Raw genomic sequence first — 21626 nt, forward strand, 5'->3', positions numbered from 1 at the left:
GCTGGCTGCCCGGAGCCAAAGGCATCGAACGGGGGCAGCGGTGGAGATCGCTTAGTTCTGAAGGCGGGGTGGACAGCAGGAGTGAGCCTGCGTGACGCGTGTGCGGTCATCGGTGGCGGGCATCGGTTCCTCCTGTTCTGCATCCACAAAGTTTCACGGTGGTGAGGGCGTCAGTTGTTCGCCGTGGTGCAACTCAAACACGCCTGCGATACCCCGCGCCAGCGTTTCGACATGTCCCCGCAACAGCACGAAACCGGGGTTCACGGCACGCAACGCGGCTCCATCCGACGCCACGGGAGGCAACACAAACCGAGCCCGCCGGCTCCGCAGGCGAACAGCGCGAGGCAACCATCCGGCGTCGTGCGTTCCGAACGTGACTGATAGTTCGATCACGGAAAGGCCCCTTTGGCGCAGTAGGTGATGGGAACCCGACTACCATTGGTAGGTGCTTTCGCCGATTACCGTCCGTCCCGCCCTGCCCGAAGACTACGACGCCGTTGCCCGCATTACGCAGGAGTCCTACGTCACCGCGGGGTACTACGGCGACGCCGATCACCCGTACCTCCAGAAGCTCCAGGACGTGGCCGGACGCGCGGAGCACGCAGAGATCCTGGTGGCAGAACGCAACGGGGAAGTCATCGGTTCCGTGACGGCTGCTCCTGCCGGTGGCGGCTTCTCGGATATCGGCCTGGACGATGAACTGGAACTGCGGACCCTCGTGGTGGATCCGGCTGTCCAGCGCTCCGGTGCCGGCCGCGCCCTGGTGCAGGCCGTCGTCGACCAGGCCAAGGCCATGGACGGTATCAAGGCCGTTTCGCTGACTACCGGCGCGACGTGGGAAAGTGCCAACGCCCTCTACGCTCGCACCGGCTTCGACCGCGCACCGCATCGTGACTGGTTTGTCCCCGGTACCGACATAAAGTTGTTCGTTTACCGGCTGGACCTTCCGCAGTCATAAAGTTTCCTTCGTAAACGCCGGTCACCGGACCGTGCGAAAGCGACAGGAAGGCGCGGCATGCGCAAGACATTCGGCACGGGCTCGGTCTGGGAACAGACCCTTGGATACTCCCGCGCAGTCCAGGTGGACAACACCCTCTTCATTTCGGCTACGGCTGCCTCCGGGCCAGAGGGCATCGTTGGCGAAGATTTCTACTCGCAGACCAAATACATCCTCGAGAAGCTCGGTGCCGTCCTGGAAGAAGCGGGCTTCTCCTACGAGGATGTGGTTCAGTCCAAGCTGTACCTGACGGACATCAGCAAGTGGGAAGACGCCGGCCGCGCGCACGGAGAGGTGTTCGGCGAAATCCGTCCGACACTGGCCCTGGTCCACGTCCTGCCATTCCTTGACCCGGAGATGCTGGTGGAGATCGAGCTCGTGGCGCAGAAGTCCGCGTAGCGCACCCAACTAAGTAGCATTTGTGCGCGTTGTGAGCCGTCAAAACGCGCACAAATCCTACTTACTTGGGTCAGGCCGGGACGCCGTAGCGGTGTTCCGGCCGGCCCGTAGTTCCGTAGCGCAGCTGGATTTCGACGGCGCCATCGTCCGCGAGCGAGGACAGGTACCGTTGCGCTGTTGCCCGGGAAACGCCAACCCGTTCCGCCACCTCGGCAGCTGAATACTGCTCGCCGGGAAGCAAGGATTCCAGGACGGCCGCCTCGGTTGCCGAGCGGGGTTTCGCGGCCGGGGTGACGTCACCGGGGATCAGGGAGCGCTTGGCGCGTTCAATGGTGGTCTGGTCAACCGCTGTTTGCTGACTGAGGATGCGGCGATACCGTGCGTAGGACCGGAGTTGCTGGGACAGGGACTCCGCGGTGAAGGGCTTGAGCATGTACCCCAGCGCGCCACGGCGAAGGGCAACCTTGATGGATTGTGCGTCCGAGGCCGCGGTGAGCATGACGGCGTCGACGTCCAACTGGCCCAGCAGGTCCAGGCCGGAGCCATCGGGCAAATACACGTCCAGCAGCACCAGGTCCGGGCGGAGGCTATGGATCGCCTGCAGGGCTTGGGACACAGAGCCCGCCGGCGCCAAGGCCATGAACCCGGCCACGGAATCCACATAGGCGGCATGGAGCCTTGCCACGTGGAAATCGTCGTCCACGATCAATACCCTCAAATCCTCAGCCACTGCTGTCCTTCCTCAACGTCGAGTCGGCCCCCGTGCCCGCATGCTCCGCGGAATCCATGACGCCGGGGATGGTTGCCATGAACACCGCCCCCGGACCGCCGTGGCTGCCGGACTCCAAAACCCGGACGTCGCCGCCGCGCCTTCGCGCCAGCTGCCGCACCAACGCCAGCCCCAAACCTTGTCCAGCCCCCGAGCGTACCGGTTGTTCCGACGTCGTGAATCCTTCTGCGAAGACCTCCTCGGGTTCAAGGCTCCCCAAACCGTCGCCCGAGTCTCCCACCACGATGTGCAAGGTCCCGCCCGTTGTGGTGGCCTCGTCCAAAAGTTCGACCTCCACCCAGCGGTCCGCTGCGGAGCCGACGACGGCGGCGCTCACCGCGTTGTCGATCAGGTTGCCGAGCACTGTGGTCACGTCCTGGGGATCGGCCACGTGCCCACGGACCAGGGTTTCGGGGCCGACGCGCAGGGCCACACCGCGCTCCGAAGCCTCCACGCCCTTGGCGCCAACAAACGCCTGCAAGTACGCGTCCTGGAGGAGTTCAGCCTGCTCCACAGGGAACTTGAGCGGGCCCGTTGCGGAGATCCGGGCCAGGTATTCCTTGGCCGATTCGTACTGGCCGATGCTCATGAAACCGGCGATCGTGTGGAGTTGGTTGGCGAACTCGTGGCGCTGGGCGCGGAGGGCCGTGGACATGGTTCCCACGGCGTCGAGTTGGCGGGTGAGTTGCTGCAATTCCGTGCGGTCGCGGAGCATGACCACCCAGCCAAGGTCTTCCTTGCGATGCCAGGCTTTGCGCGCGCTTGCCACCAGAACTCTTCCGCCGGCGACAACTTCCACAGCCTCCGCGTCACGTGCTGCGGGCTGGGTGAGCTGCTTGAGTTGTCCGGGAACAGCGGCGGACGCCCAGTCCTGTCCTGTGGCATCGGGCACGTCCAAGAGCCTGGCGGCTGCGGCGTTGAACACAGAGATGCGCCCGTCCGCCGCGATACCGATCACGCCGTCGTCGACGCCTTGGAGTACTGCGACTTGGTCGTGGACGAGGGTGCTGATTTCCTCGGGCTCAAGGCCGAGGGTGAGCCGCTGCAGCCTGCGGCGGAGCAAGAACGAGGCCAGGACGCCGGCAAGCAAAGCTCCACCAGCGGTGAGGGCTATGGGTACGATGTCGCGGGCCAGGCTGTTGCTGAGAGACTCCACGGAATAGCCCACGCTGACTTCGCCCACGATTGCCCCGGAGGTGTCCGGGGAGTACACGGGCACCTTTGCGCCGGCCGATGGTCCCAAAGTGCCGGTGTTGCGGGTAGTGATTTCCTCACCGCCCAGTGCCACCGAAGGGTCCGTGCTGACGCGTTCACCCAGCCGCGCGGTCTCCGGGTGGGCCAGCCTGAGCCCGGTTTCGTCCGTGATGACCACGAACAAAGCGCCGGTGCGTGCCCGCACCGCCTCGGCCGCCGCTTGCAGGGGGCCGACGGCGAGGACTTCCGGGGGAGGTGTTCCCTCTTCTTTGCTGATGACTTGGACGCCGGACCTGATGCTGGGATCCGCGGCGACCGTCCTGGCAAGGGTGAGCGCCTGGTTCTCGGCTTCGGTGCCGATCCGCTCGTACACCAGCCAGGCGTGGACCGTTCCGCTGAGCAGGACCACCAGCAGGACAACCCCCAGTTGGAGGAGAAGGGTCTGGGTGGAAAACCGCATGATCCATTGAATCACTGAGCACAATGCGCAAAACGTTCGCAACGAGCAGTATTCCCAACAATTCCCGGAAACCCCTCGCCGTGACCGGCGCCACCATATCGTCTGTAGTGCGCATCACACCGACGTGGCGCCATTCACAGTAGTAAGGAGCCGGCCGTGCTGGTTTTGCTTGGATTCGCAATGATTGCGGTATTCATGGTCCTGATCATGACCAAAAAATTGACGCCGGTCCTGGCGCTGATCATCGTCCCTACCGTCTTCGGCCTTTTTGCCGGTGCGGGCCTCGGCATCGGCGACATGGTGATGGACTCGATGAAGTCCATGACTTCCACGGCCGCGCTCCTCATGTTCGCCATCATCTACTTCGGCCTGATGATCGACGTCGGACTGTTCGACCCCCTGGTGAAGTTCATCCTGCGCAAGCTGGGTAACGACCCCGCCAAGGTTGTCCTCGGCACCGCCATCCTGGCAGCGGCCGTCTCCTTGGACGGCGACGGCTCCACCACCTTCATCCTCACCACTGCAGCCATGCTCCCGGTGTACTTGCGACTCAAGATGAGCCCTGTAGTCCTCACCTGCGTCGCGGGCCTGGCCAACGGCACCATGAACATCCTCCCGTGGGGCGGGCCCACCGCCCGCGCTGCGACCGCCCTGAACCTCGATGTCAATGACGTCTTCGTCCCCATGGTCCCGTCCCTCATCGTTGGCCTCATCGTTGTCCTGGTCTTCGCCTGGCTGCTCGGTCTGCAGGAACGCAACCGCCTCCGCACCACTGCCCCCGAAATTTGGGGCGACGTCGCCGATCCTTCCGAAGCGTTCGACGGCGGCACCGGCCGCGGCGGTTCTGTCGCCGCAGGTTCCGGCCCGGGTTCAGGCTTCGGCGCCGGCCGCTTCGGCGCCGGCCGCTTCGGCTTTGGCCGCAACGGTTCAACCGCAGGCAAGCCGGGAACCGGCGGAGGTTCCGGCGTCGCGGTTCTCGAAGACCCTGCCACGCTGGTGGACGATCACGACACCGCCATGGCGGACACCGCGCTGGACCCCAACCGCTCCACCCTTCGTCCCAAGCTGTTCTGGTTCAACCTGGGCCTGACGGTCGCCGTCATGGTTGTCCTGGTCGCCAACATCGTTCCGCTGCCGTTCGTGTTCATGGTGGGCTCCGCGATCGCCCTGCTGGTCAACTTCCCCAAGGTCAAGGACCAAGGCGCCCAGCTGATCGCCCACGCACCGTCCATCGTGGCCGTCGTCAGCATGGTCATGGCCGCCGCAGTCCTCACAGGCGTCCTCAACGGCACCGGCATGGTCAAGGCGATGTCCGAGTGGCTGGTCCAGATCATCCCCGCGGACATGGGTCCGTTCATGGCGATCATCACCGGGCTGCTCAGTATCCCCATGACCTTCTTCATGAGCAACGACGCCTTCTACTTCGGTGTCCTTCCGGTCCTCTCCGAAACCGCAGCGCACTATGGCGTAGATGCAGTGGATATGGCCCGCGCCTCCATCACCGGGCAGCCGTTCCACCTGCAGAGCCCGCTGGTTCCCGCGATCCTCTTGTTGGTCTCTTTGGCCAAGGTAGACCTGGGCGACCACCACAAGAAGGTCCTCTGGCGCACGGCAGTTGTCTCGGTGGTCATGCTGGCAGTCGGAGTCCTGACCGGAGCAATCGGCATCGGCTGACCCATCCAAACCCCAACGAGACAGCTGAGCGCAAATGGTCCGCCCGGCTGTCTCGTTGGGGTTTATGCTCCGGACAGCTGCGAAGGCCGGGAGGCATCCGGAAGCGTGCGTCTAAGCGAGGAACGAGCGAGCACGCGGAGGATGGCTCGCGGGTGTAGCGTCTGACCGGCGCACCCAAGCCAAGTAGACTGGTTCGGAAAACCATTTGAACTTTGCAGGGGAGATCCATGGCTGCGATCAACCGTGACGACGTCGCGCATCTTGCGCGTCTGGCTCACATTGAAATGAGTGCCGAAGAACTGGACAGGATGGCTGTTGAGCTTGCTGTCATTGTGGATTCGGTCAAGAGCGTGAGCGAAGCTGCGGGGGATGATGTCCCGGCGACGTCGCACCCGATTCCGTTGACCAATGTGTTCCGCGAGGACGTTGTGGGCCACACGTTCACGGCTGAGCAGGCATTGTCCGGCGCTCCGGATGCTTACGAGAACCGTTTCAAGGTCCCGGCAATCCTGGATGAGGGCTAATCACATGACTGAACAGAAGAACGAACTCATCCGCCACTCTGCTGCCGATCTCGCTGCCAAGCTGGCTTCGCGCGAGGTTACCGCCGTCGAAGTGACGCAGGCGCATCTTGACCGTATTGCCGACGTCGATGGTCAGGTTAACGCCTTCCTGCACGTTAATAGCGAAGAGGCTTTGGCTGTTGCAGCCGAGGTCGACGCTGCCCGCGCGGCCGGTGGTTCCGCTGCCGAAGAACTGCACGCCCTCGCCGGTGTGCCGATCGCGGTCAAGGACCTCATCGTCACGATCGGCCAGCCGACGACGGCTGGTTCGAAGATCCTCGAGGGCTGGCACAGCCCGTACGACGCCACCGTGGTGAAGAAGCTGCGCGCGGCCAAGATGCCCATCCTGGGCAAGACCAACCTGGACGAATTCGCCATGGGTTCCTCCACGGAGCACTCGGCGTACGGCCCTACCCGCAACCCGTGGGACCTGGACCGCATTCCCGGCGGTTCGGGCGGTGGCTCCGCTGCCGCCGTCGCCGCTTTCGAAGCGCCGCTGGCGCTCGGTACCGATACCGGCGGCTCGATCCGCCAGCCGGGTGCCGTCACCGGAACTGTTGGCGTGAAGCCGACCTACGGTGCTGTTTCCCGCTACGGTGCCATTGCCATGGCGTCGTCGCTGGACCAGATCGGCCCGGTTTCCCGCACGGTCTTGGACTCGGCGCTGCTGCAGGAAGTCATCGGCGGCCACGACCCCTTCGACTCCACGTCGCTGACCGATCCGTTCAACGATCTTGTTGCTGCTGCCCGGGTTGGCAATGTTGCGGGCATGAAGATCGGCATCGTCAAGGAACTTCACGGCGAGGGCTACCAGGCCGGCGTCGAGAACCGTTTCAACGAGTCGCTTCAGCTGCTGAAGGATGCCGGCGCTGAAATCGTTGAGGTTTCCTGTCCCAACCTGAAGTACGCCCTGGGCGCCTACTACCTGATCATGCCGTCCGAGGTGTCCAGCAACCTGGCCAAGTTCGACGGCGTGCGCTTCGGCATGCGAGTCTTGCCCAAGGACGGTCCCATGACCATCGAGCGCGTTATGGGTGCTACCCGTGCCGCAGGCTTCGGCGAAGAAGTGAAGCGCCGCATCATCCTGGGCACCTACGCACTGAGCGCCGGTTACTACGACGCTTACTACGGCTCCGCCCAGAAGGTCCGCACGCTGATCCAGCGTGACTTCGACGCAGCTTTTGCGAAGGCCGATGTCCTGATCTCCCCGACGGCGCCCACCACGGCGTTCAAGCTGGGGGAGAAGCTGGACGATCCTCTGGCGATGTACCTGAACGACGTCGCCACCATCCCCGCCAACCTCGCTGGCATCCCCGGGTTGTCCCTGCCGGGCGGCCTGGCGGACGAAGACGGCCTGCCCGTTGGCATCCAGTTGCTGGCTCCTGCCCGCCAGGATGCCCGCCTGTACCGCGTTGGTGCGGTCCTCGAATCCATGCTCGAAGAGAAGTGGGGCGGTCCGATGCTTGCGCAGGCGCCTGAGCTCAGTTCAGCTTCAACCACCGCCGGAGGTTCCAACTAATGTCCGTCGACGCAACCCTGAGCTTCGAAGAGGCCATGGAGAAGTACGATCCCGTCCTGGGGTTCGAGGTCCACGTGGAACTCAACACCAAGACCAAGATGTTCTCCTCCGCACCGAACGTCTTCGGTGACGAGCCGAACACCAACGTCAACGAGGTTGATCTGGGCATGCCCGGCGTCTTGCCGGTAGTGAACAAGACGGCCGTGGAGTCCTCCATCAAGATCGGCCTTGCTTTGAACTGCAAGATCGCCGAGTCCTGCCGCTTCGCCCGGAAGAACTACTTCTACCCGGACACCCCCAAGAACTTCCAGACCTCGCAGTACGACGAGCCGATCGCCTACGACGGGTACCTCGACGTCGAGCTGGAGGACGGCACGGTCTTCCGCGTTGAGATCGAACGCGCCCACATGGAGGAAGACGCCGGCAAGCTGACCCACATGGGTGGCGCTGCGGGCCGCATCCAGGGTGCCGACTACTCGCTGGTGGATTACAACCGTTCGGGTGTACCGCTGGTGGAAATCGTCACCAAGCCTATCGAGGGTGCCGGCAGCCGTGCGCCAGAACTGGCCAAGGCGTACGTCGCAGCTGTTCGCGAGATCGTGAAGAACCTTGGTGTTTCCGATGCCAAGATGGAACGCGGCAACGTGCGTTGCGACGCCAACGTTTCCCTGCGCCCGCACGGCCGGGAACGATTTGGTATCCGTTCGGAAACCAAGAACGTGAACTCGCTGCGCGCCGTCGAACATGCCGTCCGCTACGAGATCCAGCGCCACGCTGCCGTCCTGGATTCCGGCGAGCCGGTCATCCAGGAGACGCGCCACTGGCATGAGGACACGCGTTCGACGACGTCCGGCCGGCCCAAGTCCGACGCTGACGATTACCGCTACTTCCCGGAGCCGGATTTGGTTCCCGTCGTCGCCTCCCGTGAGTGGGTGGAGGAGCTCCGCGCTACCCTTCCCGAGCCGCCGGCCGAGCGCCGGAAGCGCCTCAAGGAAGCTTGGGGCTACTCGGATCTGGAATTCCGGGATGTGGTCAACGCCGGAGTCATGCATTCCATCGAGGAGACCATTGCGGCCGGTGCTTCCGCCGATGTCGCCCGTAAGTGGTGGATGGGTGAGATCGTGGGCCGCGCCAAGGTGGCCGACGTCGATCCTTCCGAGCTCGGTGTCACGCCGCAGGTCATCGTGGAGCTGAACAAGCTCGTAGAAGACGGCAAGATCAACAACAAGATGGCCACCCAGGTCCTGGACGGCGTCCTCGCCGGCGAAGGAACCCCGGCGGAGATCGTCGAGAAGCGCGGCCTTGCGGTTGTGTCCGACGACGGCCCCCTCTTGGAAGCCATCGACGCAGCACTGGCAGCACAGCCGGATGTCGCCGAGAAGATCCGAGGCGGCAAGGTCCAGGCCATCGGCGCGATTGTTGGCGGCGTCATGAAGGCTACCCGCGGCCAGGCTGACGCTGGACGTGTCCGTGAACTCATCCTGGAGAAGCTCGGCGTCGAGGGCTAACAACCGTTCGTCCCATCAAAGTAGGCCGCAGTCTTACTGCGGCCTACTTTGCTTTTTGGGCGCACAATGGATGCATGGCCACACTCTCACCGGGCCTCCGAAAGGCCCTCCTTGCCGGCGGGATCGCCGTCGCCCTGACCGGCGGCGGGGCCGCCGCTGTATGGGCAGGCACCCAACCCAGCCCCTCGCCGTCGAGCGTTTCTCCGTCACCCGGCCCCTCTGTGTCAGCGAAAGCCAAATCCGCCGAGGGCCGAGGCCAAGCAATTCACGGCGAGCACGTGGTGAAGCAGCAGGACGGGACGTACCGCACTGTGGTCACACAGACCGGAACCCTTGAATCGGTTGGCGAAAACCAGATGACCGTGAAGAGCGATGACGGTTTTACGCAACGCTATTCGATCAACGCGGATACGCGAATCACCAAGGTGCCCGCCGACCTTTCAGAGCTTCGAAACGGCAAGGGCAAGCCATCGCTGCCGTCGGCCACGGTTGCCGACCTCAAGTCCGGCGATACGCTGCGCATCAGCGGCACCCGGGAGGGCGATACAGTGATGGCTGCCAGGGTGGTGGCCGGCCAACTGCCGGCCGGCCTCAAGGGTGGTCACGGGCACAGAGGCCACGGCCCCAAATAGTTACAGGGCTACAGTTCTGAAGCCCAAGTTGCCGCTGGCTGAGTCCGGAGTGTTCGAGCTCCGGGCAGCCAGGCGATAGCGGTTGCAGTAGGAGTCGTGGCAGAGGTACGAGCCACCGCGCATCACCCGGCCCCGGCCGATAGTGGGCCCCTGCGGGTCCTCGACTGTTCCCTGCGCGAGGCAGGTCTTGTAGTACTTGGGCAGGAACCAGTCGCTGCACCATTCCCACACATTCCCGCTGGTTTGGTAGAGCCCGTAGCCGTTGGGGCTGAAGGACTTGGCGGGCGCGGTGGTGAGGTAGCCGTCGTCTTCGGTGTTGCAGGACGGGAAATCGCCTTGCCAGATATTGCAGTTGTGCGCGGCGGTGCCTGATGTGTTGTTGTGGAGCTCGTTGCCCCACGGGTAGCGCCGTCCTGGTACCCCGCCGCGGGCCGCGTATTCCCACTCGGCTTCCGTCGGTAGGCGTCGGCCGGCCCATTCGCAATACGCGAGGGCATCGTTGTGCGACACGTGGGTCACCGGGTGGTCCGGGGTGTTTTCCCAGTTCGAGAGGGGCCCGGCCGGGTGCGCCCAGTCGGCGCCACGGACATTAAGCCACCACGGGACGTTGTTGACCCGGTTGAGAATCCCATGTGGCTCGGCTTTCACGGCGAGGTGGAACACGGCTGATGTTCCAAAGATTTCCGATTCGGTGCGGTGGCCGGTGGCGTTGACGAACTCCGCGAATTCCTGGTTGGTCACTGTTGTGGCGCTGATCCGGAAGGGGGACACCGCGACCTCGTGCAGCGGTGATTCGCCATCGCCTTCATAGCCCTCGTTGAAGGGATCGCCCATGGTGAACGTCCCGCCGGGGATTTGGACGTCGCTGGCCTGGTTGTTCTGGTTGTTCTGGGTGGTCGGGGTGGTCGGGGTGGTCCCGGCTGGGCCGCTGGTCGGGTGTCCCCCCACCGCGCGCAGGGGGAGCGTCAGCCCCGGCGTCGAATGTTCCCTGGCGCCGGCGCCCGGGCTGCAGCAATCTGCCATGTCCACCTTCTGTCTGAAAACCAACTGCTTGTACTTTAGCGGGGTCCGGTGGCCTGCCACACGCTCGTTCCTTGCACCCACCTCAACCACGCACCACCTTCCGCCCCGCGCACCACTTCTTAGCCGGTGGCGCACCACTTTCCGCCAAATGCACCAGTCCGTAGTGGTGCGGATGGCGTGAACGGGTGCGGGGCCACAGTGACGAACCCGTGGCGCACTCTGCACCAGAAGCCAGCCCACCCCCGCCACACACCTCGCACCACTTCCCACCCCGCGCACCACTTCTTCGCCGGTGGCGCACCACTTCCCACCCCGCGCACCACTTCTTCGCCGGTGGCGCACCACTTTCCGCCAGATGCACCAGTCCGTAGTGGTGCGGATGGCGGGAACGGGTGCGGGGCCACATTGACGAACCCGTGGCCCACCCCCTCGCCCCAGAAGCCAACCCCCACCCCAACCCGAAGTGACGAAAAGTGATTTCTGCACTCAGTTTCGATCATGATCTTGCAAAAAGAGATGCGGGTCACTTATGGTTTGTTAAACGGTTAACGAGCGTGGCTTGGATCACATTGATGGTTCCGGCTCGGCACTTGAGGAGACAGCATGAACTCGACGACGGAACAGGCTCCGGCACAGCCCGAAGCCCGCCGGGTCGCGGCGCCGGCACGGGGGAGCGCCCCTGGGGCCGGCTCAAAGAATCGGAAACGGAGCAAGCCCCCGCAGCAGAGTTTCCGGTCCCGCCTGCGACGCGACAAGCAGATGCTGCTCATGATGGTCCCGGGTGTGGCCTTCCTGCTGCTCTTCTTCTACATCCCCATCCTGGGCAACGTCATCGCGTTCCAGGACTACCAGCCGTACTTGGGCATCGGAGACAGCTTGTGGGTCGGCTGGCAGAACTTCGTGGATCTGTTCGGGAATCCGGACTTCATCCACGCGTTCTGGAACACCCTGTACCTGGCCGCGTGGCAGTTGGTCTTCCTGTTCCCGGTGCCGCTGGTCCTGGCGCTGATCGTGGATTCCCTCATCAGTACGCGGGTTCGCCGCATTTTCCAGAGCATCGCCTACCTGCCCCACTTCCTTTCCTGGGTGCTTGTCATCGCGTTCTTCCAGCAGATGTTGGGCGGCGCTGGTTTCGTCAACAACCTGCTGAGGGACTGGGGCATGGATCCCATTCCCTTCATGACCAACCCGGAAACCTTCCCCGTGATGGTGGTCGTCCAGATGATCTGGAAAGACGCCGGCTGGGCCATGATCATCTTCCTTGCAGCCCTGGCCAGCATCGACGCTTCGCTCTACGAAGCTGCGGCAGCTGATGGTGCCGGTCGCTGGCGCCGGATGTGGCACATCACCCTTCCCGGGTTGAGGCCCGTGATCGTGCTCCTGCTGATCCTGCGCATCGGCGACATCCTCTCAGTCGGCTTTGAACAGTTCATCCTCCAGCGCGACGCTGTAGGCGCCGGGGCCGCAGAAGTGCTGGACACCTTCACCTACTACACCGGCGTAGTAGGAGGTGGCTGGAGCTCGGGTGCTGCAGCCGGCCTCGCCAAGGGTGTGGTCAGCGCGCTGCTGATCTACGGCGCCAACAAACTTGCCCACCGCTTCGGCGAAGACGGAATCTTCGCAAAACAAGTGCGCTGACAACCACGCTGACCCGCGCGCCTGCCGCACAAGGAGAACCCCATGGCAACAACACTTTTTACCAGGAAATCCCGGGAGCTTACTTACAACCCCAAGCGCCCGGTGTGGAAGGAGAAGCCTTCCGCCCTCTACCAAACGATCAAAGCGATAGTACTGATCGTCTTCAGCTTGTCCATCCTCACGCCCATCCTGCTGGTGGTGTCCACGTCCCTCGCTGACACCGAACAACTGGTGAAGGCAGGCGGCTTTGTTCTCTGGCCCGAGCGTCCCACGCTGGAGGCCTACGCCACCATCTTCAAGGGCCCCATGGTGCTTCAGTCACTGGGTGTCAGCATGCTGGTCACCGCGGTCGGCACCATCCTGGCCCTGTTCGTGACCATCACCATGGCGTACGCCACCAGCCGCACGGTGCTCTTTGGCCGTCCCGTGATTCTGGCTGTCCTGTTTACGCTCCTGTTTGCGCCTGGCCTGATCCCGTCGTTCCTGATGATCCGTCAACTGGGCCTGCTCGATTCCTTGTGGTCCCTGATTCTTCCGGGCATCTTTGGAGCCTTCAACTTTGTGGTGATGCGATCGTTCTTCATGAACATCCCGGGCGAACTGATCGAAAGTGCCAGGATCGACGGCGCCAACGACTGGCAAATCCTGTGGCGCATCGTGATGCCACTGTCCAAACCCGTGATCGCCGTCGTCGGGCTGTTCTACGCCGTCGGGTTCTGGAACTCGTTCTTCAACGCCCTGCTCTATATCAACGATCACAGCAAGTGGCCCATCCAATTGCTGCTCCGCAACTTCGTGGTCCAGGGCAGTGGTGCGGCGGACCAACTGGGAATCACCACCACCCCTCCGCCGCAGTCCATCCAGATGGCCGTAGTTGTCGTGGCGTTGGTCCCGATCCTGATGGTCTACCCGTTCCTCCAAAAGCACTTTGCCAAGGGCGTCATCACCGGCGCCGTCAAGGGCTAACTCCCTCCCGAAGTCCAGAAAATACCCCAAAGCACTCAAACCTCACAGAAAAGCAAGTAACCAGAAAGGGTTATGCCATGACGAGCACTACCTCTCAGGCTGGATTCAGCCGCCGCGGTTTCCTTGGCCTCGCAGGCCTGGCCGTGACCGCTGCAGGCCTGTCCGCCTGCGGTGGTGGCGGAACCGCGAGCAACGGAGGCGCCGCTGCCTCCGCGACGGTCAAGTTGCCCACGTATAAGGAATTCACCGGCGTCACCCCGGACATCGCGGGCAACGCCAAGGGCCTCCAAGCCGGCTACTTCAAGCTGCCCACTGCTGTGCAGTCCGTGAAGACGCAGCCGCTCAAGGGCAAGGTGACCGGCCTGACCGAAACCTTCGACACCATGAGCCCGGGCTTGAAGGACAACCCCTTCTGGCAGCGGCTCAACGCCAAGCTCGGCGGGGACCTGGAGCTCCAGATCGCCGAAGACATCGGAGACGGCTACCCGGCCAAATTCGCCACCGTCCTGGCCAGCAACGATCTCCCGGACATGATGTGGGTTCCACCGAACCAGGGCATTCCCAACGTCGGCCCCATGCTGGAGGCCAAATTCCAGGACCTGACGCCGTACTTCTCCGGTGACGCCGTGCTGGAGTACCCCAACCTGGCCGCACTGAAGCCCGATTCCTGGAAGACCGCCGTCGTGAACGGCAAGATCTGGGGAGCCCCCATCCCCAGTACCCCGTTCGGCCAGGTGTACCTGGGCAACCACGACATGTGGAACAAGGTTGGTGGATTTGAAGCTTCCAGCGCCGACGAATTCCTGGAGAAGGCCAAGGAACTGACCCGTCCCGGCGACCAGCAATATGCGCTGGAGCCGGCCTACATCAACGCCCTCCACATGGTCACGGAATGGTTTGGCGCCCCCAACAGCTGGGCCGTCAACAAGGACCGCACCCTGACCCACCTGTATGAAACCGACGAATACCTGGCCGGTGTTGAGTTCACGGCCAAGATGTTCGCGGCGGGCGTGTTCTACCCGGACTCCAAGGCCACGGACATCCGCTCCCGTGTGGCGAACGGCAGTGTTGCCGCGCAGGTTGTGGTGGGCCCGCACGATATCCGCAGCTACCGTGCCCTGAACAAGACTGCCCAGTTCGATGTCCTCATTCCCTTCAGTGCCGACGGCAAGGTCAAGCCTGTGTATGACATGGGCTACGGCACGGTGGGTTTCACGCCGTTCAAGAAGGCCGAAGAGGGCAAGATCCGCGAACTGCTGGCGCTCATCAACTACCTGTCGGCGCCGTTTGGCACGGTGGAGTACATGCAGAAGAACTTTGGCGAGCTCGGCGAGGACTACACGATCGATGGCTCCGGCAACCCGGCGCGCACCGAAACAGGGACCACCAACGCACCAGGCCTCGTCTCGGCGTTGAACATCATGTCCAGCCCGGAGAACGTCATCTTCAACCCGGGATTCGACGACGACACCCGGTACGTCAGCCAGCAGGAGGAAAAGCTCCTCGAATTCGCGTGGCGCAACCCCACTAACGGTTCGTACTCGGACACCAACGCCAAGGTGGGAGCGAAGATCACCAAGCAGCTTCGCGACAAGGTGGTGGACATCATCACCGGCCGCGCCAAGATCGACGAACTCAAGGATGCCGTCAAGCGCTGGAAGAGCGAAGGCGGCGACAAGATGCGCGATGAGTACCAGGCCGCGTTGGACCCCAACGTGCCGGTGTTCAGAAGCTAGCCTCAAACCAACAACGAACCAACGCGCCACGACCAAGAAGATCAGCAGGGGGAACCATGGCAAAAGCAAGCACCACCGGAGTCCGGCCCACCATCCGCATGGTGGCCGAACTGGCAGGAGTGTCCACGGCCACGGTCTCCTACGTGCTGTCCGGTCGCCGCGGCGACGGCGGACCGGGCGTTTCGGATCCGACGGCGGAAAAGGTCAAGGCGGCTGCGGAGCGGCTGGGGTACCGTCCCAACCAGGCTGCCCGGGCCATCCGGACAGGGCGCACCAATACCGTGATCCTGTCGCTGACCATGCTGTCCGATCCTTGGTCCTTGTCCGTGATCGAGGCCGTGCAAAAGGCGGCCGGTCCTTTGGGAATCACACCGATGATCCTTGGGGACGCGGACTGGGTCAAAGTGCTCGGCACACACAACGCCGATGCCGTGTTCGTTGACGCCGTCCGTCCTGAACAGCGGGGTGCCCTGCGCAAACTGGCAGAGCATGGAACCACCCTGGTGGTTTTTGACGAAGAGGTCCCAGCGGACGGCTTCGATGTCATTCGATCCATCGCGGGGCCAGGCTGCCGCATGGCCGTGGAGCACCTGCTCCACGGCCATCGCAGGATTGCTTGCTTGACTCCTGCCACGGCGGCCGGAACCTCCGGCGGCACCCGGTACCGGGCATATGTCGAGGCACTGGAGCATGCGGGCATTCCTGAACGCGAGGACTATGTGGGATTGTTCGATGGCACAAGCGCAGGGGCATACGCTGCGGCAACCCGGGTGCTCAGCATGACGGACCGGCCAACTGCCATCTATGCCACGACGGATTTCGCCGCCGTCAGCGCCATCAACGCTGCCCAGCGTTTGGGCCTTTCCGTAGGCACCGATGTGGACATCATCGGCGTGGGCAACACTGTGGAGGGTGAACGGATGTCGCCCTCGCTCAGCACCGTAGGTCCAGTGGATTTCTTCGACAAGCTGGCCCGGCTGCTCCTGCGGCGGGCAACCGGCCCTGCTGAGACCACCGCAGCGGAGGAACCCGACGTCCTGGACTTCCCGTGGCACTTGTTCGTGCGTGAATCGGCGCCGCACCGCAGCGCCGCAATCAGACTTTACTAAGAAACAGAAGAAGGAAATTGCACACCATGGAAAAGGATTTGAAGGTTGGCATCGTAGGTTTCGGCCTGCGTTCTGGGCTGTGGAAACACGCCCACAAGCCAGGTCAGGGCTCTGAGGTCACCATTGTCTGCGACCTCAGCGAACGAGGCCGGGCAGATGCTGCAGAACGGATCCCCACGGCCCGAGTCACCGGGGATTTGGAAGAACTCCTGAGCAGTGGGATTGACGCCGTCCTGGTCCTGACCCCCGATAACCAGCACGCCGCCGTCGCGGTCCGAACGCTCAAGGCGGGCATCCCCACTTTCTGCGAGAAGCCGCTCGACATCACCATTGAGGCTGCGGACCGGATCCTGGCAACGGCCTACGAAACCGGCACGCGCTTGTACGTGGGCCACAACATGCGGCACATGCCGGTTGTAGTACAGATGCGCCAACTCATCGAGGACGGCAGGATCGGCGAGGTCAAGGCTGTTTGGTGCCGTCACTTCGTGGGTCACGGTGGTGACTATTACTTCAAGGATTGGCATGCCCAGCGCGCCAACGTCACCTCGCTTCTGCTCCAAAAAGGCGCCCACGACATCGACGTGATCCACTGGCTTGCCGGGGGCTACACCAAGCGGGTTGCCGCCGTCGGTGATCTCGCGGTCTACGGCGACGTCGCGAACCGCAGCAACAACGCCGGAAAGCGCATGGGTGACTGGTTCTCCATGGACAACTGGCCGCCCACGGAGCAGAAGGACCTGGCGGAAGTGATCGACGTCGAAGACATCTCCATGATGAACATGGTGCTGGACAACGGTGTGCTTGCCTCCTATCAGCAGTGCCACTTCACACCCGACTACTGGCGCAACTACACCGTCATCGGCACCAAGGGCCGCATCGAAAACCTCGGCGACGGACCTGGCGAGACCATCAATGTGTGGACCAGCCGGTCATCCGGCTACGCGGCACCGGACGAGGTCATTACCATCCAGGACGGCGAAGGCGGCCACGGTGGCGCGGATCCCCGCTTGATCGAGGAGTTCCTGCGCTTTGCGTCCCAAGGCGGCCAAACGCAGACGAGTCCCATTGCCGCCCGTCAGGCAGTCGTGGCCGGCATCCTTGCCGCGGAATCACTCCGCGGTGACGGCTCTGCGCTTGAGGTTCCGGAGCTCCCTGCCGAACTGGTGGAGTACTTCGACGCCGGTCAGCCCGCCCTGGTCCGCGACTGAACGCGCGCAGTCAGCGGGGGCCGGACAGGTCCACAAGCTCGGTCATGACGGTTTGAAGTGACTCGCAAACCGTCATGACCGATTTCCGTTTGAGCGTCTCCGGCCGGGCCAGGATGTCGATCTTGCGCACAGAATTCACGCCGGACAGTGGACGCAGCACCACTCCGGCATCCAACACACGTCGCGCTGTGAACCGCGGCAGCAGCCCGATCGCCCCGCCCGCGGAAACCAGCGCCGCAACGGTCGAATAGTCGTTGATCCGGTGCAGCACCTCTGCCGGTCTGCCGCTCACGGCGACGACGGCGGCCAACACGTCCGCGGGGGAGTAGCCATCGCGGCTGGTCACCCATGATTCACCCACGACGTCGGATGGCTCCAGTTCCTGCCGGCCCGCCAGGGGGTGATCCGCGGGAAGGGCGATGTCGAGGGGCTCGTCTGCGAGTGGAATTACCGCCACCTTGTCCTCCGGCCACTGCGGGCTGTTGTCCATCCGGTGTGCCAAAACGAGGTCGTACCGTGCGGCCAACCCGGGGAAATCCTCCTGGGCCACATCCTCGTCGGACAGTCGCAGGCGAGGCGACTTCCCGCCGTCGGACGCTGTTCCGGACGCCAGCAGCGCCGCCAACGGCGCGAACAGCGCCTGCCCCGCGCTGTGGAACGCGCTCACGCTTACCGGTGCGTCCGGAGCATCGTGATAGGCACCGATTGCTGCCCGCGCATCTGCCATGGCGTTCACGACGGCGGCACCCGCCTCGGCGAGGACGCGGCCGGCGTCAGTCAGCACCAAGGCCCTGCCTTCTTTGCGCGTCAACGGCACATCCACCGATTTCTGCAGCAGTGCGAGCTGCTGGGAAACAGCCGACGGAGTGACCATGAGCGTCTCGGCCACCGCTTTCACGCTGCCGAGGTCGCCAAGCTCGCGAAGCATCTGCAACTGGTGTATTTCCATTAGCAAATCCTAAATCGTTGATTGAGAAGAATCTAGTTGTGCTAAATCGTTGACGGGGCTCTAATGGACTCAGCAGCAGCGAAGCAGCCCCGGCAGTGAGGAAACCCATGAAGGCTCTCTACAAATCCGGACCCCACGCAGGGTTCGAACTCGTCGAACGTCCTGAGCCCGAAGCGGGCCCCAGCGACGTCAAGATCCGTGTGATGACCACCGGTATCTGCGGCACCGACCTGCACATCCAGAGCTGGGACGCCTGGGCCCAGAGCATCATCGAAACGCCGCTGATCGCCGGCCACGAGTTCTATGGCGAAGTAGTGGAAATTGGCGAAGACGTCCGCGACGTCAAGGTAGGGGACCGGGTCTCCGGCGAGGGCCATGTGGTCTGCGGAATCTGCCGCAACTGCCGCGCCGGACGCCGCCAGATGTGCATCCACACCGTCTCCGTCGGCGTGCAGCGCGATGGTGCTTTTGCTGAATACGTCGTCATCCCGGAAACCAACGTCTGGGTCCACCACGATGAATCCGTCACCCCGGAACTCGGTGCCATCTTCGATCCCTTCGGCAACGCCGTCCACACCGCGCTGAGCTTCCCTTTGGTCGGCGAAGACGTGCTGATCACCGGTGCCGGTCCCATCGGACTCATGGCCATCGCCGTCGCCCGCCATGCCGGCGCCCGCAAGATCGCCATCACGGACGTCTCTGCTCCGCGACTGGAACTTGCCCGCCAGATGGGCGTTGACCTGGCCGTCGACGTCTCCAAGATGCGCGTCCGCGACGCCCAGCAGGAACTGGGTATGCGCGAAGGGTTCGACATCGGCCTGGAAATGTCGGGACACCCCACCGCACTGCCTGAGATGATCGACAACATGAACCACGGCGGCCGCATCGCCATGCTCGGCCTCCCCAGCCAATCCATTGACATCGACTGGGGCAAGGTCGTCACGCACATGCTCACGCTCAAGGGCATTTACGGCCGCGAGATGTTTGAGACCTGGTACGCCATGAGCGCCATGCTGTCCTCCAACCCCGTGCTGCACCGCAACATCTCCGCGGTAGTCACCGACAAGCTCTCTGCCAAGGACTGGGAGAAGGGCTTCGAGATCGCCCGCAACGGCACCGGCGGCAAAGTGGTCCTCGACTGGACTGAACTGTAGCTGGACCTGAACTGCACCCGGCCCCCACAACTTTAGGAGCACCCCTTATGTACTCAGCCATCAAAGACCAGCTGCAAGGCGAACTGGACGAGATCCGCAGCGCCGGCCTCTTCAAGACCGAACGCCACATCGACTCGCCGCAGGCCAGCCACATCGCCGCAGGCCAGCTCGGCCAGCCCGCCAACAAAGTCCTGAACTTCTGCGCCAACAACTACCTGGGCCTGGCTGACCACCCGGACATCATTGCCGCCGCGAAGTACGCCATGGACGAGCGCGGGTTCGGTATGGCGTCCGTGCGCTTCATCTGCGGAACCCAGGACCTGCACCTGGAACTCGAGGCACGCGTTTCCAAGTTCCTCGGTACCGAGGACACCATTCTGTTCTCCAGCTGCTTCGACGCCAACGGCGGCGTGTTCGAATCACTCTTTGGCCCCGAAGACGCCATCATCTCGGACTCCCTGAACCACGCGTCCATCATTGACGGCATCCGCCTGAGCAAAGCCAAGCGCTTCCGCTACGCCAACCAGGACATGGCGGACCTCGAAGCAAAGCTGGTGGAGGCCGAGGGGTCCCGCCGGAAGATCATCGTCACGGACGGCGTGTTCTCCATGGACGGGTTCCTTGCGCCGCTTGAGGCCATTTGCGACCTCGCTGAGAAGCACGACGCCCTGGTCATGGTGGACGACTCCCACGCCGTCGGCTTCATGGGACCCACCGGCGCCGGCACTCCGGAGCACGCCGGTGTCTCCGAGCGTGTGGACATCTACACCGGCACGTTCGGTAAAGCCCTCGGCGGTGCGTCGGGCGGTTACGTTTCCGGCCGCGGCGAGATTGTGGCGATGCTCCGCCAGAAGGCTCGCCCGTACCTGTTCTCCAACTCCCTCGCCCCGGCCATCGTTGCGGCCACCATCAAGGCGATCGAACTGGTCCAGGAATCCGGCGAACTCCGTACCCGACTGTTCGAGAACGCAGCACTGTTCCGCCGCCGCATGAGCGAGGAAGGCTTCGAACTCCTCGACGGCGAGCACGCCATCATCCCCGTCATGTTCGGTGATGCCGTGGTTGCGGCCAAGGTCGCCGACGAAATGCTCAACAACGGCGTTTTCGTCACGGCCTTCAGCTTCCCGGTAGTGCCGAAGGGCGTGGCCCGGATCCGCGTACAGCTCTCCGCTGCGCACAGCGCGGACGACGTCGAAGCGTGCGTTCAGGCGTTCGTCAAGAGTCGCGCCGCGGTGGCCTAAGACCAACCCTCTCTCACATCCCTCGGGTTTAAGGCCGACGGTCTCTCACGTCCCGCGGGTTTAAGGCCAATGCTCTCTCACTTTCTTCAAGAAAGTGGGAGAGCATCGGCCTACAGGTGCCGAAGGTATCGTTCCGGGGCATCCAGGAATGATCGCCAGTTGGTGGTCAGGTCCAGGTCGGCCCATTGCCTGGGGCGTAAGCCCCATTGCCCGACTTCAAGTATTTGAGCACCCGGAAGTGCGGCAAGCAGGGGCGAGTGCGTAGACATGATGACTTGGGACTTGCCTCCAACCAGCAACTCCTTGAGAACTGACAGCAGGCTGAGGCAGCCATTGAAGGACAACGCTGATTCCGGCTCATCCAATACCCATAATCCGGGCCCGCGGAACCGGTCTACAGCGAGCTCGAGGAACGATTCGCCATGGGACATCTCGTGGAAGGGCAGGTCGCCGAACGTGCTGGGGTTCTTCTCCAGATAGGTGAAAAAACCATGCATGGTCTCAGCACGGAGAAAGTATCCCCGTCTGCTGCTGCCGGCGTTGCGGACGAGTTGCAGGTGGTTGCCCAGTTCGGATTCCGTGGACCTTGTGGTGTGGCGGGCTCCCGTTGAGCCGCCCTCCGGCGACAAACCGTAGGCCAAGGCGATGGCCTCCACCACTGTTGACTTACCAGAACCGTTTTCGCCCACGAGGATGGTTGCGGGAGTCAGGTCCAGACCTTGTTCCAGAAGCTGCGTTACCGGGGGCAGGCTGGCAGGCCACTGTTGGCGGTCCAGTGCGTTGGCGGGATCTTCTGTCACCCGCCGAATGGGATGGTTGCGGTGCATGCCGTCATTGTTGCAGCCCTGGCCGACGTTGAGGCCGCCGGCACCCGGCGCGGATCA

General features: G+C 63.4%; 20 protein-coding genes. 14 read left to right on the plus strand and 6 right to left on the minus strand.

Annotated elements, in window-relative coordinates:
* Positions 1–153 precede the first annotated feature (153 nt).
* Positions 154–393 carry a hypothetical protein gene (locus tag RQH14_RS17000; RefSeq protein WP_311214330.1) on the minus strand — a complete coding sequence of 80 codons (240 nt, stop codon included), beginning with the start codon at positions 391–393 and terminating at the stop codon, positions 154–156.
* Between the two features lie 52 nt (positions 394–445).
* On the opposite strand from RQH14_RS17000, the gene RQH14_RS17005 reads away from it, so the two are divergent.
* Together RQH14_RS17005 and RQH14_RS17010 are read left to right on the plus strand one after the other, a co-directional pair.
* Positions 446–958 carry a GNAT family N-acetyltransferase gene (locus tag RQH14_RS17005; RefSeq protein ID WP_231339484.1) on the plus strand — a complete coding sequence of 171 codons (513 nt, stop codon included), beginning with the start codon at positions 446–448 and terminating at the stop codon, positions 956–958.
* 57 nt (positions 959–1015) lie between these two features.
* Positions 1016–1396: a RidA family protein gene (locus tag RQH14_RS17010; RefSeq protein ID WP_311214331.1), complete on the plus strand. Its 381-nt coding sequence runs from the start codon at positions 1016–1018 to the stop codon at positions 1394–1396.
* Positions 1397–1466: 70 nt separating this feature from the next.
* On the opposite strand, the gene RQH14_RS17015 is transcribed toward RQH14_RS17010, so the two are convergent.
* Both RQH14_RS17015 and RQH14_RS17020 read right to left on the minus strand, forming a co-directional pair.
* The gene (locus RQH14_RS17015) at positions 1467–2126 is read right to left on the minus strand and encodes a response regulator (RefSeq protein ID WP_311214332.1); all 660 of its coding nucleotides are present in this window, start codon (positions 2124–2126) and stop codon (positions 1467–1469) included.
* Positions 2119–3819: an ATP-binding protein gene (locus RQH14_RS17020; protein WP_311214333.1), complete on the minus strand. Its 1701-nt coding sequence runs from the start codon at positions 3817–3819 to the stop codon at positions 2119–2121. Before RQH14_RS17020 ends, RQH14_RS17015 begins: the two co-directional genes overlap by 8 nt.
* A 156-nt stretch (positions 3820–3975) precedes the next feature.
* Between RQH14_RS17020 and RQH14_RS17025 the strand changes: the two genes are divergently transcribed.
* The 5 genes from RQH14_RS17025 to RQH14_RS17045 all read left to right on the plus strand — a co-directional run bounded on the left by RQH14_RS17025 (position 3976) and on the right by RQH14_RS17045 (position 9715).
* The gene (locus tag RQH14_RS17025) at positions 3976–5493 is read left to right on the plus strand and encodes a CitMHS family transporter (protein WP_311214334.1); all 1518 of its coding nucleotides are present in this window, start codon (positions 3976–3978) and stop codon (positions 5491–5493) included.
* 227 nt (positions 5494–5720) lie between these two features.
* Positions 5721–6017, plus strand: coding sequence for an Asp-tRNA(Asn)/Glu-tRNA(Gln) amidotransferase subunit GatC (gene gatC / locus RQH14_RS17030; protein ID WP_089594284.1), 297 nt, complete (start codon positions 5721–5723; stop codon positions 6015–6017).
* A 4-nt stretch (positions 6018–6021) separates the two neighbouring features.
* Entirely contained in the window at positions 6022–7575 is a 1554-nt protein-coding gene (gene gatA / locus RQH14_RS17035; protein ID WP_311214335.1) for an Asp-tRNA(Asn)/Glu-tRNA(Gln) amidotransferase subunit GatA, read from the plus strand.
* The gene (gene gatB, locus RQH14_RS17040; protein WP_311214336.1) at positions 7575–9083 is read left to right on the plus strand and encodes an Asp-tRNA(Asn)/Glu-tRNA(Gln) amidotransferase subunit GatB; all 1509 of its coding nucleotides are present in this window, start codon (positions 7575–7577) and stop codon (positions 9081–9083) included. Before gatA ends, gatB begins: the two co-directional genes overlap by 1 nt.
* A 74-nt stretch (positions 9084–9157) precedes the next feature.
* Positions 9158–9715 carry a hypothetical protein gene (locus tag RQH14_RS17045; protein WP_311214337.1) on the plus strand — a complete coding sequence of 186 codons (558 nt, stop codon included), beginning with the start codon at positions 9158–9160 and terminating at the stop codon, positions 9713–9715.
* Here the strand turns inward: RQH14_RS17045 and RQH14_RS17050 are convergent, their stop codons facing one another.
* Positions 9716–10738: a formylglycine-generating enzyme family protein gene (locus RQH14_RS17050; RefSeq protein WP_311214338.1), complete on the minus strand. Its 1023-nt coding sequence runs from the start codon at positions 10736–10738 to the stop codon at positions 9716–9718.
* A gap of 603 nt (positions 10739–11341) precedes the next feature.
* Between RQH14_RS17050 and RQH14_RS17055 the strand changes: the two genes are divergently transcribed.
* From RQH14_RS17055 to RQH14_RS17075, 5 genes are all read left to right on the plus strand, one after another.
* The gene (locus RQH14_RS17055) at positions 11342–12376 is read left to right on the plus strand and encodes an ABC transporter permease subunit (protein ID WP_311214339.1); all 1035 of its coding nucleotides are present in this window, start codon (positions 11342–11344) and stop codon (positions 12374–12376) included.
* A gap of 42 nt (positions 12377–12418) precedes the next feature.
* Positions 12419–13342, plus strand: coding sequence for a carbohydrate ABC transporter permease (locus RQH14_RS17060; protein WP_311214340.1), 924 nt, complete (start codon positions 12419–12421; stop codon positions 13340–13342).
* A 77-nt stretch (positions 13343–13419) separates the two neighbouring features.
* Positions 13420–15078 carry a sugar ABC transporter substrate-binding protein gene (locus RQH14_RS17065; RefSeq protein ID WP_311214341.1) on the plus strand — a complete coding sequence of 553 codons (1659 nt, stop codon included), beginning with the start codon at positions 13420–13422 and terminating at the stop codon, positions 15076–15078.
* Positions 15079–15134: 56 nt separating this feature from the next.
* Positions 15135–16187: a LacI family DNA-binding transcriptional regulator gene (locus RQH14_RS17070; RefSeq protein WP_311214342.1), complete on the plus strand. Its 1053-nt coding sequence runs from the start codon at positions 15135–15137 to the stop codon at positions 16185–16187.
* A 26-nt stretch (positions 16188–16213) separates the two neighbouring features.
* Positions 16214–17398 carry a Gfo/Idh/MocA family protein gene (locus RQH14_RS17075; protein ID WP_396136278.1) on the plus strand — a complete coding sequence of 395 codons (1185 nt, stop codon included), beginning with the start codon at positions 16214–16216 and terminating at the stop codon, positions 17396–17398.
* 10 nt (positions 17399–17408) lie between these two features.
* Here RQH14_RS17075 and RQH14_RS17080 read toward each other — a convergent pair whose 3' ends face one another.
* Entirely contained in the window at positions 17409–18347 is a 939-nt protein-coding gene (locus RQH14_RS17080) for a LysR family transcriptional regulator (protein ID WP_311214344.1), read from the minus strand.
* A gap of 107 nt (positions 18348–18454) precedes the next feature.
* Here RQH14_RS17080 and tdh point away from each other — a divergent pair, with 107 nt between their 5' ends.
* Both tdh and RQH14_RS17090 read left to right on the plus strand, forming a co-directional pair.
* Positions 18455–19501, plus strand: a complete 1047-nt coding sequence (gene tdh, locus RQH14_RS17085) for an L-threonine 3-dehydrogenase (protein ID WP_311214345.1) — start codon at positions 18455–18457, stop codon at positions 19499–19501.
* A 47-nt stretch (positions 19502–19548) separates the two neighbouring features.
* Positions 19549–20742 (plus strand): glycine C-acetyltransferase, encoded by a 1194-nt coding sequence (locus tag RQH14_RS17090; protein ID WP_311214346.1) that lies wholly within the window; start codon positions 19549–19551, stop codon positions 20740–20742.
* Positions 20743–20852: 110 nt separating this feature from the next.
* On the opposite strand, the gene RQH14_RS17095 is transcribed toward RQH14_RS17090, so the two are convergent.
* Positions 20853–21569: an ATP-binding cassette domain-containing protein gene (locus tag RQH14_RS17095; protein WP_311214347.1), complete on the minus strand. Its 717-nt coding sequence runs from the start codon at positions 21567–21569 to the stop codon at positions 20853–20855.
* Positions 21570–21626 lie beyond the last annotated feature (57 nt).

It is taken from the genome of Arthrobacter sp. WCS2018Hpa-7 (assembly GCF_031843805.1).
GTDB lineage: Bacteria > Actinomycetota > Actinomycetes > Actinomycetales > Micrococcaceae > Arthrobacter.